Source organism: Asticcacaulis sp. MM231, assembly GCF_964186625.1.
Lineage (GTDB): Bacteria > Pseudomonadota > Alphaproteobacteria > Caulobacterales > Caulobacteraceae > Asticcacaulis.
Window position 1 is genome coordinate 551,609 of record NZ_OZ075109.1, and the last position, 14,631, is coordinate 566,239.

The 14,631-nt window shown below is 58.8% G+C and carries 11 protein-coding genes; 10 read left to right on the forward strand and 1 reads right to left on the reverse strand.

Annotation, left to right across the window (positions count from 1 at the left end):
- From ABQ278_RS19150 to ABQ278_RS19195, 10 genes are all read left to right on the forward strand, one after another.
- Positions 1–507, forward strand: coding sequence for a sigma-70 family RNA polymerase sigma factor (locus ABQ278_RS19150; RefSeq protein ID WP_349322618.1), 507 nt, complete (start codon positions 1–3; stop codon positions 505–507).
- Positions 507–1,445, forward strand: coding sequence for a FecR domain-containing protein (locus ABQ278_RS19155; protein ID WP_349322619.1), 939 nt, complete (start codon positions 507–509; stop codon positions 1,443–1,445). The genes ABQ278_RS19150 and ABQ278_RS19155 overlap by 1 nt, the downstream gene beginning before the upstream one ends.
- Positions 1,446–1,613: 168 nt before the next feature.
- A complete protein-coding gene (locus tag ABQ278_RS19160; RefSeq protein WP_349322620.1) occupies positions 1,614–4,346 on the forward strand; it encodes a TonB-dependent receptor in 2,733 nt (910 codons plus the stop codon).
- 111 nt (positions 4,347–4,457) lie between these two features.
- Positions 4,458–5,504: a Ca2+-dependent phosphoinositide-specific phospholipase C gene (locus ABQ278_RS19165; RefSeq protein WP_349322621.1), complete on the forward strand. Its 1,047-nt coding sequence runs from the start codon at positions 4,458–4,460 to the stop codon at positions 5,502–5,504.
- A 95-nt stretch (positions 5,505–5,599) separates the two neighbouring features.
- A complete protein-coding gene (locus tag ABQ278_RS19170) occupies positions 5,600–7,174 on the forward strand; it encodes a cryptochrome/photolyase family protein (protein WP_349322622.1) in 1,575 nt (524 codons plus the stop codon).
- Position 7,175: 1 nt separating this feature from the next.
- On the forward strand, positions 7,176–7,331 hold the full coding sequence (locus tag ABQ278_RS19175; protein ID WP_349322623.1) for a DUF2256 domain-containing protein: 156 nt from the start codon (positions 7,176–7,178) through the stop codon (positions 7,329–7,331).
- A gap of 244 nt (positions 7,332–7,575) precedes the next feature.
- On the forward strand, positions 7,576–8,190 hold the full coding sequence (locus ABQ278_RS19180; protein ID WP_349322624.1) for a hypothetical protein: 615 nt from the start codon (positions 7,576–7,578) through the stop codon (positions 8,188–8,190).
- Positions 8,102–9,916 (forward strand): PDZ domain-containing protein, encoded by a 1,815-nt coding sequence (locus ABQ278_RS19185; RefSeq protein ID WP_349322625.1) that lies wholly within the window; start codon positions 8,102–8,104, stop codon positions 9,914–9,916. Before ABQ278_RS19180 ends, ABQ278_RS19185 begins: the two co-directional genes overlap by 89 nt.
- A gap of 31 nt (positions 9,917–9,947) precedes the next feature.
- Positions 9,948–12,467, forward strand: a complete 2,520-nt coding sequence (gene galA, locus ABQ278_RS19190; protein ID WP_349322626.1) for a beta-galactosidase GalA — start codon at positions 9,948–9,950, stop codon at positions 12,465–12,467.
- A gap of 505 nt (positions 12,468–12,972) precedes the next feature.
- Positions 12,973–13,761, forward strand: a complete 789-nt coding sequence (locus tag ABQ278_RS19195) for an IclR family transcriptional regulator (RefSeq protein ID WP_349322627.1) — start codon at positions 12,973–12,975, stop codon at positions 13,759–13,761.
- A 6-nt stretch (positions 13,762–13,767) separates the two neighbouring features.
- On the opposite strand, the gene ABQ278_RS19200 is transcribed toward ABQ278_RS19195, so the two are convergent.
- The gene (locus ABQ278_RS19200; RefSeq protein ID WP_349322628.1) at positions 13,768–14,454 is read right to left on the reverse strand and encodes a FadR/GntR family transcriptional regulator; all 687 of its coding nucleotides are present in this window, start codon (positions 14,452–14,454) and stop codon (positions 13,768–13,770) included.
- Positions 14,455–14,631 lie beyond the last annotated feature (177 nt).

A 14,631-nucleotide genomic window follows, 5' to 3' on the forward strand; every position in this document is an offset into this window, starting at 1 on the left:
TTGACCACCCGAACGCAAAGCTTTGATGCCCTGGTGACGCGCTACCGGGCCCCTTTGCGCGGGTATTTCCGCCGGCAAGGCATAACCGACGACGCCGAGGATCTGGTGCAGGAGGTCTTTATCCGGCTGGCACAAGCCTATGCGCGCATGCACTGGGATAATCCGGATGGCTATGTCTTCACCATCGCCAGCAACATCCTGACCGATCACCGCCGCAAGGGCACGACGCGCCGCGCCGGTCAGCATGATGAACTGAGCGATGATCTGGCATCAACGGGGGAAACGCCCGAACACAGCCTGCTCAACCGCGACCGTCTGCGTCAGGTCGTGGCCGCGCTCAAGACCCTCCACCCTAACTGTTACAACAGCTTTATCCTGCATCGCTTCGAGAACATGCCCCAGAGCGAAATCGCCAAACGACTGGGCCTGTCGGTGAGTACCATAGAAAAACATATAATGACTGCACTGCATCACCTGAACACAACGCTTGGGAAGGAACTGGCCTGATGACCGCTCCTAACCTGAAACCTGACGCCCTGTCCGAACAGGAACGCACATTTCTTGGCAGCCTGAACGCGCCAGCATCTCCGGACGCGCCACGCAACGAAGAGGAGGCTGCCCTGATGGGGACATGGCTGGCCATGGCTGCCTTCGCCGACACAGCCGAGATCAAGGCGATGCGTCACGAGGCACTGCTTGCCGCTGGCGTTGTGCGACCGGTCAAGCGACCTGTCTCTCGCTATGTCGGCATCGGACTTGCCGCCTGCCTGACCCTAGCGATTGGCGGCGGCGGCTTCTTCGCCTGGTCCGGCCGCATGCAGGCCTTCACTGCGCCGGCACAGGGCATCGCCCACGTCACGCTGAAGGACGGCACCGAGATCACGCTGAGCGCCGGTGGCCAGATCCGCAGCCGTATCGGTGCCTCGAAGCGCGAGATCGACCTGGTACGTGGCGACGCCTATTTCGCCGTCACCCATGATGAGAAGCGGCCTTTGACCGTGACCACGAGTAGCCACCGGGCTGTCGATCTTGGCACCGAGTTCAACATCACCCAGACCGGCGACGCCTATCGCCTGACCCTGGTGTCGGGCGCCGTGCGGATCGAAAACCTGAAAACAGGCTATGCCTCTGACCTCAAACCCGGTCAGTCCTATATCGACCAGGCGGGCCATGAGCGTATCTCTGACGATGCACCAGCGCGCGTCTCAAGCTGGGCGCGTGGGCACCTCGCTTTCGAGGACGCCAGCCTCTCAGACGTGGGCGTAGCTTTTCAGCGCCTGACCGGCCGGCGCCTCATTTTTACCACCCCGGCCGTGGCGCGCCTGCATCTGTCGGGGACAGTAAATCTCGATAATGTCGACCGCGCCAGCCAGGCGCTCAGTGCGGCGCTTCCGGTGACAGCTACACCAACAGCGCAGGGCGACATCTTGGTTTCGCCGCGCTGAAATTGCTCTGATCACGGATCAATAAACACCTAACACATTGGAATGTCACAAATATTTCACGACATTTCCATGGAGGATCGAACGCTTTCTTACGTTTTGCCCCAGGTAGCCGGATCGCGGACCTTCTTCGCGGCCTGCTGCTCAACCGATCCATTTCCTGGGGCAACCATGTCAAAATCCACATCACACATCGCCTACGGCCTGGGCGCCATGGCCGCGCTGGCCTATGCCTCGCTGCTCGTGCCGCACGCCTTGGCGCAAACCGAAACCACAGATGCCGCCGCGCCCGCAGACGCTGCGCAGGAAGTCATCGTCACCGGTTATTCCAAAAGCGTTCGTGCCGCCAACATGACCAAGAAGGCCGCCGCCTTCAGCGTCGACGCCGTCAATGCCGAAGATATCGGCAAGTTCCCGAACCGCAATGCCGCCGAAGCCCTGCAACTGGTTACCGGCGTCACCATGGACCGTCAGCGCGGCGAAGGCCTCAAGGTCAGCGTCCGCGGGCTTGGGCCTCAGTTCCAGAACGTCACGCTCAACGGCAGCACGATCGCGGTCAACGACCTGATCGAAAACGGCGGCGCCGAAGGCCGTAACTTTCGCTTTGAGGTTCTGCCGACCAACTCGATCGCGCAGATCGCCGTCATCAAGACGCCGACCGCCGACATGGACGACGGCGCGCTCGGCGGCAATATCGACATCAAGACGTTGAAGCCGCTCGATATCGGCAACCGTATGACCTTCTCGGTCCGTTCCGCCTACAACACCCTGACCGAAAAATCCGACCCCACCCTGTCGGGCCTCTACAGCTACGTCACCCCCGACCGCAAGCTCGGCCTTCTCGTCTCGGCCATGACCGACCGCCGCCAGGTGCGTAACGACCGCTTCATGAACTTCGGCTGGAACAAGGACCAGTTCACAAGCGTGCTCGGCGCCGGTTATTATACCCCGACGCGCACCCGCCCGACCATCGAACTGGAAGACCGCAAGCGCAGCTCGATCATGATCTCAGGCCAGTGGAAGCCGACCGCCGACCTCAAGACCGAGGTCAACATTCTGGCGACCCGCCTCGACGTTCATTACGATGAACATGGCCTCGACATCTACCCGGACGCCGCCGTTACCTACCCGAACTTCGCCGCCGAAAGCGCTCTCTATCCGTCGTTGAGCGGCCTCTACACGCAGGCCGCCGCGCAGGCTAATGGCGCCACCGTCTATGCCAAGCCGACCTTCGTCGCCGGCTCTCAGGTTATCGTCGGTGACACGGTCGTCGCCGGCACAATCAACAATGTGCGCTGGATGGCCTCGCGCGAAACCAGCTTCAATCGCCACGACCTGACGGCCATCAATATCAGCCAGTCCTATACGCCGGGCGCCTGGACCTTCTTCGGTAACCTCGCCTACTCCAAGGCCCATTCCTACCACCCGGAAGGCGGCGCCACGACGCGCAACCGCATGTCGTTCGTAGGCCCGCTGCATTTCGATTTCTCGAAAGGCTACAAGGAAATCCCCGTCCTTACGACAACGGTCGATTATAACAATCCGGCCAACTATGTCGGCCAGGCCTTCGACTACACCTCGAAAGATTTACTCGATACCGACAACTCGGCAAAGATCGACGCCGCGCGCCGCTTTGATGGCTTCCTCACCAAGCTGTCTTTCGGCGCGGCTTACCAGCATCGCAACCGCGACTATGTTCGCCGCGACTGGTCGATCAACCCGGTCTTCGGCATTCCGGTCACCACCCTGGGCTCAAGTTTCTACAGCGCCCTGCCATTCAGCAACTTCCTGTCGGATTTCGACGGCAACAGCCCCCGCACCTGGGTGTCCCCCTCCAGCACTGCCTTTTATGACCTGATCTATAACCCTTCCGTCGCCGCCCGCGCACCGGACGCCGCCAGCCTGCGTTCCTCGTTCGAGGTCGATGAAAAGATCACCTCGGCCTATGTTCGCGGCGATTTCGCCCATGACGTCATGAACTTCCCGGTCACCGGCAATCTGGGCGTCCGCTACGCGACCACCGATCAGGTCGCGTCGGGCACGCTCGTCAACGGCTCGACCCCGCAGGCCGTGTCTTATCCGGTCACCTATCATGACTGGCTGCCAAGCCTGAACCTACGTGTTGAGTTCACCGACCAGCTCATTGGTCGCTTTGGCGCCTCACGCGTCGTCAACCGTCCGAACATCACCGACATCGCACCGCGCATCACCGTCTCGCGCGACTCGCCTACGGCTTCCGGCGGCAATCCGAACCTCAAACCCTACCGCGCCAACCAGGCCGATATGTCGCTGGAATGGTACTTCAACCAGACCGGCGCGCTCACCGGCGCCTACTACTACAAGCAGCTCGACAGCTACATCACCGCCCAGAACACCACCATCCAGGTGCCGGGTCGCGGCGATATCCTGCTCTCGACCACGGTGAATGGCGGCGAGGCCAAGTTGCAGGGTATTGAACTGGCCTATAACCAGCTCTTTAGCTTCCTGCCGGCGCCGTTCGATGGCCTGGGCACGCAGGTTTCGGTCACCACCACAGAGGTCACATCGACCTACAACGCTGGTAACCGCACCCTGACCAACATGCTGCCGGGCCTCTCCAAGGCCAGCTACAACCTGGTCGGCTATTATGAGAAGAACGGCTACGCCGGCCGCATCGGCTACTTCTGGCGCGACCGCTACCTGGCCTCCAACGGCTCGACGGTCTCGACTGAATCCTATGTTGCTCCGTTCGGCTCGCTCGATGCGTCTTTGTCCTATGACATCAACGAACACTTCGTGGTCGGTATTGACGCCATCAACCTCACCGGCGCGAAGAAGTACGTCTACGGCGCCAACAAGCTCCAGAGCCGTGAGATCAACGACTATGGCAGCACCTTCACCGTAAGCCTGCGCGCCAAATACTAAACCTTGGGGCCGCGTCTGGAGACGACGCGGCCCGCACCTTGGCTCCAGCCTGCCCGTCATATCCTGCAGGCGGCTGGAGCCACTTTTTCATCTTTTCCCGTGAGGCCTTCCATGCGACGTTCCCTTTGCGCCCTGATCACGCTATCGCTCGTGATGACCGCCCCCGCTTTTGCGGCTGAGGGGCTCAAGCTCAACCAGATCCAGATTCTAGGCTCGCATAACTCCTACCGCCCGGTGCCCAACGTCACGGTGCAGGCCAATATGGACAGCCTGCCCAATCATGCCGGGCAGGGCCTCGAATACGGCCACCCAGATATCCTCACCCAGCTTAATCTCGGCATTCGCCAGTTCGAATTCGATCCCTATGCCGATAAGACCGGCGGCCTGTATGCTGGCCCCTACGCCAAAACAGATCCCAACTACGCCACCATGGCGGCGCCCGGCCTGAAGGTGCTGCATATCCCCGTGCTCGATTACCGTAGCCAGTGCCTGACCTTGCGTGCCTGCCTGAGCGTTATCGCCGATTGGTCGAAGGCACATCCGGATCACGACGCGATCGTCCTGTTCATCAACACCAAGGAAGAGCCCGTCAAGGATCCACGCGTCACCACACCTGAGTTTTACACCGAAGCTGATCTGGCCGAAATCGACGCCGATGCCCGCGATATTCTGGGTGCCGACCACCTGATAACGCCTGACGTCATTCGCGGCGGCTACAAGAGCTTGCGCGACGGCGTGATGGCTGGCCATTGGCCGCTGGCAGCGGATGCCAAAGGCAAGGTCATGCTGGTGCTCGATTCCAATCCGCGCATCGCCGATATTTACCGTAAGGGCCATCCCTCGCTCGAAGGCCGCGTCATGTTTGGTCTTTATGCAGAAAACGAGGCCGAAGCTGCGGTCTTCAATATCCAGGATCCGCGCCCGGAAGCCGCCCATATTACGCAACTGGTCAAGCAAGGCTTCTTCGTCAGATCGCGTGCCGACGCCAACACGACCGAGGCCCGCAACCACGACTTAACGCGCTTCGAGACAGCCATCGAGGCCGGTGCGCAAGTCATCAGCACCGACTACTATGAGGGCGCGCCTGATCCTTACGGATTCAAATTTATCGTGCGCATGAAGGACGGGTTCAAACAGGCCAATCCCTTGTTTCGGTAAACCCGTTTCGATCCTGAACCAAAGGGCGTGGGGCGGCGTATACGAGGGCGGTAAGTCTTGCCGTACAGCCTTGCCATGGAAGCCACCCTCGCCCTATGACGGACATATCGAATCCGGACACCTTGCCGCCGGTCGCCACGCTGCGGCTGGTTCTGGGCGACCAGTTGTCCACTCGTCTGGCCATTATTGCCGAGGCCGATAAAGAGACGGATGTCATTCTTTTGGCCGAGGTTAAGGCCGAAGCCAGCTACGTGAACCATCACGTCAAGAAGATCGCGTTTTTGTTCTCCGCTATGCGTCACTACGCGCAGGCCTTGCAGGCGGCAGGTTACCGCGTGCTCTATATTGCGCTCGATGATCCCGATAACAGCCATACAATAAGCGGTGAAATGCTGCGCGCCGTAGCGTCCCTTTCGCCGCAGCGCGTCATGGTCACAGAGCCTGGCGAATGGCGTCTGTTGCAGGACTTTCTGGCGCTTGAGGTCGCCTTGCCGGTGCCACTGGATATCCTGCCTGACACGCGCTTTTTGTGCAGCCGCGCGCGTTTTGCAACCTGGGCCGACAACCGCGACAGCCTGCGCATGGAGTTCTTCTATCGTGACATGCGCCGCGACCATGGCATCCTGATCGAAGCAGACGGCGGCCCGACCGGCGGCAAATGGAACTATGACATTGACAACAGAAAGCCGCCGTCTCGCGGCCTGACCTCGCCGCGGCGCCTCAGCTTTCGCAAGGATGCGACGACACGGACCGTGCTCGATCTGGTGGAAAAGAGCTTTCCTGAGGGGTTCGGTGATCTGGAACCGTTCCATTTCGCCGTAACCCGCACCCAGGCTCTGCGCGAGCTGGATCACTTCATCGCCGAGATCCTGCCACGCTTTGGCGACTTCCAGGACGCCATGGTCTCGGGCGAGCCCTATCTCTATCATTCCTTGCTATCCACCTACCTAAATGCCGGCCTGCTCTACCCCCTGGAAATGTGCCGCAAGGCCGAAGTAGCCTTCCGCGATGGGCATGTGCCTCTTAATGCCGCCGAAGGCTTTATTCGTCAGATACTGGGCTGGCGTGAATTTATCCGCGGCATCTACTGGCGCTACATGCCGGACTACGCGACCCGCAATGCCCTGAACGCGACGCAGGACCTGCCCTGGTTTTACTGGAGCGGTGAGACGCACATGGCCTGTATGCGCGAAGCGATTAGCCATACCCGCCAGCATGCCTATTCGCACCATATCCAGCGCCTGATGATCACCGGCAATTTCGCGCTATTGGCGGGCCTCGATCCACAACAGGTTCACGCCTGGTATCTCGCCGTCTATGCCGACGCCTATGAATGGGTAGAACTGCCAAACACCTTAGGCATGGCGCTCCATGCCGATGGCGGCCTTGTCGCGTCAAAGCCTTATGCTGCCAGCGGCAACTATATCAACAAGATGAGCAATTACTGCGCTGGTTGCGCCTACGATCCGAAGGTGACGACCGGCGCCGGCGCCTGCCCTTTCAATGCCCTTTACTGGGATTTTCTGGCCCGTCATCGCGACCGGTTCGCCGGCAATAGGCGTATGCCCTATGTCTATGCCAACTGGGACCGGATGGGCGAAGAGCGGCAGAATGCGGTGCGTGCACAGGCTCGGATCCATCTTCAGGCCATGCGCGACGGGACGCTGTAATATGCCAAAAGGTATCGCCAAGTCCGATCTACCTTGCAAACCCTGCAAGGTCTGTCAGCGGGCTTTCACCTGGCGCAAAAAATGGGCCAAGGTATGGACAGAGGTCAAATACTGTTCAGATCGCTGCCGCGCCACGAAGGGCCGAACTAAGCCGTGAAAGCGGGCATGTCCAACATCTGCTTATAACCTTCAACACTATCGGCTTCATTCAAGCTAAATCCGGAAGTCTATCTCCGGAGTTTATAAAGACCTGACGCCGGCCTTTGCTCGTTCAGGCGATGTCTATCGTCACCAAGACTGTCCATTTATTTAATAACCTAATTATCGTACTTTTTTTATTTTCAAGAGCGAAAATTAGTTTTATCAATGGGTGAAATTAGAACGGATAAGTGGAACAGGGCGTGACACGATCAAATTCATTAAAAGCACTATTCGGATCGGTCTCACTGCTTATTCTGAGCGGCTGTGCCGCCACAACCATTCAGGTCGATACAGTCGCCGAACTGCAGGCGGCGGTCCGTCATCCGGGCAAGAACGTCTCTGTCATCGCCTTGGCGCCCGGCACCTATGACCTGGATCAGCCGCTCGTGCTCGATAAGTCCTTTTCGGGCACCCGCAGCAGGCCCCGTATTCTGCGTGGCCCTAAAGACAAGAGCGCCATTCTGAGTGGGGGCCGGCCGCTCAATACCCTGAGCTGGGAAAAGGTGGATCAACGCATCTGGCGGGCGCGCGTCGATGGTCCGGCTTTCAGCCTGCTGTGGCTTGATGGCCAACGCCTGGTGCGCGCGCGTTATCCGAACTATGACGCCCGGGTCCTGCCCATGGGCGGTGTCTCGGCTGATGCCACATCGCCGGCCAGAGTTCGCGCGGTGGGCCGATCCGGCGGGCGGCATCATCCACGCCATCCATTCCAGCCGCTGGGGGGATATGCATATCGCCATCCTCGGCAAAAAGCCGGATGGCACCCTCGACCTGGCGCCGCCGGTTGGCAACAACCGCGAGATGGGGCCGAGTGAAAACGAGCGCTATGTGGAAAACATCCGCGAAGAGCTGGACGCCCCCGGCGAATGGTACCTCGATGCGAAAGAGCACTGGCTATACTTGATGCCGTCGGGAACTGAAGCGCCGCCATCTAACGGCTTCGTCGCCAGCCAGCTTGAAACTCTTGTCCGGATTGTCGGCGTTAACCAGCCCGTCCACGATGCCCGTCTGCAAAATCTCTCCTACCGCTATGCGGAGCCGACCTTCCTGAAGACGGAGGAGCCCCTGCTGCGCTCCGACTGGAAATTTTCACGCATCGGCGCCGTCGTCATCGAAAACGCCGAGCATGTGGAACTGACCGATGGCGAGATCACCGAGTCAGGTGGCAATGGCGTCGTCGTCAATGGCCATGCGCGCCATGTCGGCATACGCCGCAACGAAATATTCGAGATCGGCGCCAGCGCCATCTCGTTTGTCGGCCGACCGGATGCCGTGCGCTCGCCGTTATTTGAATATCATGAGTCCCAACCTTTGACCGCCATCGACCGGCAGGCCGGCCCCAAGAGCGACAACTACCCGGCGGACAGCATTGCCGAAGACAATCTGATCCATGATAACGGCTTCCTCGAAAAACAATCGGCCGGGGTCGAAATCGCGATGGCAGCCCACATAACTATCAGCCACAACAGCATCTATCGCTTGCCCCGCGCCGGAATCAATATCGGTGACGGCACCTGGGGCGGCCATCTCATCGCCGACAACGACGTGTTCGATACCGTGCGTGAAACCGGCGACCACGGCTCGTTCAACAGCTGGGGACGCGATCGCTACTGGCATCCCGATCGCGAGGAGATGGACCGGCGCACCCTGGCCGATCGAAGCCTGACCGCACTCGACGCCATCGAGCCCATCATCCTGCGCCACAACCGCTGGCGTTGCGACCACGGCTGGGATGTCGATCTTGATGACGGCGCCAGCAACTATATCATCGAGGACAATCTCATGCTGTCGGGCGGGCTGAAACTGCGCGAAGGCTTTGACCGCACCGTCCGCAACAATATCCTGCTCAACAACACCTTCCATCCACATGTCTGGTTCGCCAACAGCGAAGATGTGTTCGAGCACAACATCGTCATGACCGCCTATCAGCCCATACGCATCACACAGTGGGGCAAGCGCGTCGATAACAACCTGCTGCCTAATCAGGCCGCGCTTGCTCAGGCCCATGCCAACGGAACGGATGCACATTCGGTGTTTGGCCAGCCTGAATTCGTCGCGCCTGAAAAGGGTGATTATTCTGTCCGTCCCGGCAGTCTGGCCATCCGCATCGGCTTCAAGAATTTTTCCATGACGGACTTCGGAGTTCGCCCGGAGAGACTGCGCTTGCGTGCGGAGCAGCCGGCCTATCCCCTGCCCCTGGCGGACACCTCTGCTGAAGATGCCGCTGCGATCAAATCTATCGCCGGCATGACCGTGAAATCCGTGACCACCGCCGGCGAACAATCGGCAGCGGGCCTGCCCGAAATAGCCGGGGTCATTGTCCTGACCGTCGATGATACGGGGCTGGCGGCCAAAGCCGGACTTAAACCCGGCGATGTTATTCTCGCCCTGCCAGGGGATACGGGCGAGAACACGCAGGCGATCAAAAAAGCTGAAGACCTGATAGCCGAGTTCCAGAGCCGGCGCTGGCGTCATGAGGTGGTGGTGCGCGTCATACGCAACCAGGCCCCGATCGACCTGCGCCTTACCCTGCCCCAGTAAAAGGCCGTAAAATCCGATACAAGGAAACGACATGACAGATATTTCCCGCCGCCAACTCGTCAAGACCGGCTTGCTACTGACGAGTGTCTCCGCGCTGGGCTATGCGCCTATGGCTTTTGCCCAGTCAGACAACATCGGCGACGCGGCTAAAAAGCTGCCACGCGAACAGCTCCTCTTCGATGTCGGCTGGAAATTTATTCAGGGACACGGCGCTGACCCAACGAAGGACTTAGGCTTTGGATACGGTCAGGCCGATTTTTCCAAGACAGGCAACTTCAAGTTTGCCAAGGCGGCTTTCGACGTCAGCGGCTGGCGCTCGGTTGACCTGCCCCATGACTGGGGCGTGGAACTTCCGTTTGTACGCGACGAAAGCGGTGAAGGCGATAATCAGCTACGTTCACATGGCTTCAAACCGCTCGGCCGTCGCTATCCGGAAACCAGCGTCGGCTGGTATCGCCGTGAATTTGATATTCCGGCGGGCGATCTCGGTCGCCGCATCTGGGTTGAATTCGACGGCGCCTTTCGCGATGTGATGGTGTTCGTCAATGGCTGTTTCATCGGCCGCAACAACAATGGCTACGTCCCCTTCCGTTTCGATCTGACGGACTATCTCGCCTATGGTGCCAAAAACTGTATCACCGTGCGCGTTGACGCCAGTTTTGGCGACGGCTGGTTTTACGAAGGCGCCGGCATCTACCGCCACGTCTGGCTCACCAAGACAGACGCCGTCAATCTCGGCCGCTGGGAAAGCACCGTGCGCAGCAGTCTGAAGGCGGGGGTGGCCACTCTGGCGCTCGCCACCATCGTGGAAAACCATGAGGCTAAACCGGCAGCCGCCAAGGTGAGCTGGATCATCCGCGATGCCAGAGGCATCACGGTGGCAACCGCTGAGACGGCGGATAAGACGATAGCTCCCGAAGATTCAGTTGCGTTTGAAGCCGCAACCGAATTGCTAAATCCGGCGCTGTGGTCAGTGGAAAATCCCAATCTCTATACCGCAACGGTCACGGTAGAGACGAATGGCAAAGCGCGCGATGGCGAGGTGGTCACCTTTGGCGTGCGCACGGCGATCTTCACGGCTGACAAGGGCTTCTTCCTCAATGGCAAGAATCTGAAAATTCAGGGGGTCTGCAACCATCAGGATCACGCCGGCGTCGGCGCGGCCCTGCCAGACCGCCTTCAGGCCTTCCGTGTCGAAGTCATGCAGGACATGGGTTGCAACGCCATACGATCCTCCCACAACATGCCCACCCCCGAACTGGTGGAGGCCTGCGACCGCATGGGCGTGATGATGATGGTAGAAACACGGTCCATGAGTTCCAGTCCGGAAGGGCTGGCCCAGTTGGAGACGATGATCAAGCGTTACCGCAATTCGCCCTCGGTGATCATCTGGTCGATCGGCAATGAAGAAAACGCTCTGCAGGGCGAACTGGCCGAACAGGGCGCCAAGATTGCCCGCACCATGGTCGCACTGTGCCACGAACTTGACCCGACGCGGCCGGTCACGGCGGCCGTCAATGCCGACAATGAAAAAGGGCCGTCGGAAGCGGTGGACGTTATCGGCTTCAATTATCATCGGGAGTTTCCGGATAATTTCCACCAGCGACATCCTGAGCGCCCCGTTATCTGTACCGAAGATGCCAGCGATGTGGCCACCCGTGGCGAGTACAGCATGGACTGGAAACGCAACGTGGCGAGCAGCTTCGATGGCGACGTGCCGTGGAAGAAATCGCCGGAGAACTGGTGGAAATTTTACGCCACCCGCGACTGGGCAGCAGGTGGTTTTGCGTGGACCGGATTCGATTATCGCGGAGAACCCTCGCCGTTTGGCTGGCCCTCGATCAATTCGAATTTCGGCATTGTCGACACGTGCGGCTTTCCGAAGGATTACTTCTATTATTACAAGGCCTGGTGGGGAAAAACGCCGACCCTGCATCTCTTCCCGCACTGGGACTGGGCCGGCAAGGAAGGTCAGGACATTCCGGTCTGGGTTTACTCGAACCTCGATGAGGTCGAGCTGTTCCTCAATGGCAAGAGCCTGGGCGTAAAAGCCATGCCGCTGCTCGGCCACCTGGAATGGCAGGTCAAATATGCACCGGGCGCCATCGAGGCGCGCGGGCGCAAAGGTGGCAAGGTCGTCCTCAAAGAGCGGCGCGAGACGACCGGCGCGGCGAAGACCATTCGCCTGACGGCTGAGCGGACGACGATCAGCGCCGATGGTGTGGACATCGCCATCCTGAAGGCCGAAGTGGTGGATGCGCGCGGGCGTCATATCCCGACCGCCAATAGTAAACTCAAATTCAAGGTGAGCGGCGCGGGCCTACTGATCGGTGTCGGTAATGGAGATCCCAACTGCCTGGAAAGCGACAAGGGGGCTGAGCGCTCACTGTATAATGGTCTGGCCCAGCTGATCGTGCAGTCTAAAAAACAGCCCGGCACGATCACCGTCGAGGCCTACGCTGAAGGTGGCGATAACACTCTCAAAGCCACTCGTATGGAATTGAAAGCCATGCCGGCCATAACAAGAGCCAGTGTGCCGCCAGCGGTTTAGATCTCAAGGCCAAGACCTACTGTTCCTGACTGACCGGGTGTAACGCCGGTCAATTCGGGCTAAACTCAAAACCATCTTTAAGAAAAAAATCCCCCTTGCGCTGCGGAACAAGGGGGAGTGGAGGATGGACGAGCTCTAATCAGGGAGAAAATAACCGTCCGATAGCCAGCCCTAACGCACCCCGGTCCGCAGCCATTTGGAGTTGATCTGAGCTACAGCGGTAAAATAATAAATTCACACCGCTTGATCAAATATAAAATTCATTTCCACATCAGAAACTTTAAGCCTTCTTCCTTTCAGGGCCTACTCACAAAGTTGTAGGCGGTCTGGCGATCACTCTCATGCAAACAGAAACCATCAATGGAGATGATGTTTGGCTATAAAAATCATGTGCCGGCAAATTTTTGTGCAGGCACCTTAAATATAAGTCCCTTAAGGCAGGCCCCCATTATTAGATCTGGGCTTGAGAGTTGATCGCGTTGCTTTTTAAATGTATGACATTGCCATGATCACGAAGACAAAAAACACGCCGCAGGACGCCGCTGACGTCCCCGTTAAAGCCCATACCTATTCGGCGCCAGCCCTTGAAAAGGGCTTCAATGTCATTGAGCTTCTGGCGGACCACCCTCAGGGGCTGACCATCTCTGAAATAGCCAGCGGACTCGGCCTGTCCATGAGCGAGATCTTCCGCGTTATTATGGTCATGGAACGAAGAGGCTGGTTGAAGCGCAAGGCTGGTGACCGATTACGCGTCGCCACGAAAGTCCTCAACCTCGCCTTTAAGGCCACACCGGCGGAGGAGCTTATTCAGGCCGCCGCGCCGCTCATGCGCGAACTAGTTCAGCGTGTAGAACAGTCCTGCCACCTTGTCATTGGTAACGGCAAAAGCGGTCTGGTTGTCTTTCGACAGCAAACACCAGGACCGACCGTCTTCGCCGTCCGCATTGGCGCCGAAGTGACGCTTGAGGGCAGTTGTTCAGGCCATGTGCTGCTGGCTTTCAACGCTGTTGACCTGGACCCTGATCTCGCCCTAGCCGCGCAAAGTGGCCCCATGAGCGCCAGCCTGCAACGTGTTCGCGCGCGCGGGTATGAAATGATGAAAAGCACACGCACGCTGGGCGTCACAGACTTAAGTTATCCGATTTTCGATGGACAAGGCCATGCACTTGCCGCCCTCACCATCCCCTTTTTGCAGCTAGTTGATGGCACACAGAACGTGGACAGCAAGGAAGCCCGTCTTTGCCTTCAGGATATAGCGGCGAGAATTTCTGAAGAATTGAGCGGCGCGCGATAGGTCAGATCAGGTTGCCACAGTTTTAGAGTCAATTCTTTGCAGATCACCCTGCGCCAGCCTGATGAGCGATTCCATGGCCCAACGTGCTTCCGAGGGATTACGCGCAGCGATCGCGTCGTAAATCCTTTCATGATCGGGCATTGAATCTCTGTCGAGGGCATTGTGCCGCGCCTTGTAAGAGGTACTCCAACTGATCGCGGCTCCGATGGAACTGCTCAAACTCGCAAGCGCCGTGTTCCTGGCCGCCGCCAGCAAGATCCTGTGAAACTCAAGGTCGGCGGCGCGCCCCTCTTCCGTCATGAGCGTCTTGTCTTTCATGACGTCAAGCGCCCGCTTCATATCAGCAATCTCTGCTGCCGATGCTCTCAAGGCGGCAAACTCCGCTGCCGCAGGCTCAGTGATCAGACGCAGTTCAAACAGGTCGCGTGTAAACTGGGGGTTGGGGTCGCGATCGAACATCCAGCGCAAAACATCAGGATCGAGCACATTCCATTTCGAAGGATCATTGACGCACGTGCCGCGTTTTGTACGGCTCTGAACCAGACCCTTGGCCGCCAGGGTTCGGATCGTTTCCCGGTAGGCCGACCGGGAAATAGCCAGTGACGACGAGGACACCATTTCAGTAGGCAAAGTGCTGCCCGGTTTGTAAACACCCGACATGATGTCGGCGCCCAGACGATCTGCCAGCAACATGTGCAGAGGCCGCACGAAAGGCCCCGACGACGCGGGCGCCCGTAACGACGCCCCCTCACCTCGCTTCCATGGACTTGCGGCTTCGTAAGGCAGAACGGCTTTAGTTGTCATCATCATGACCCATGGACCAGGGGCGGCGGGATTGTCGCGCCTCAATGAGTATCAAATATAACACTT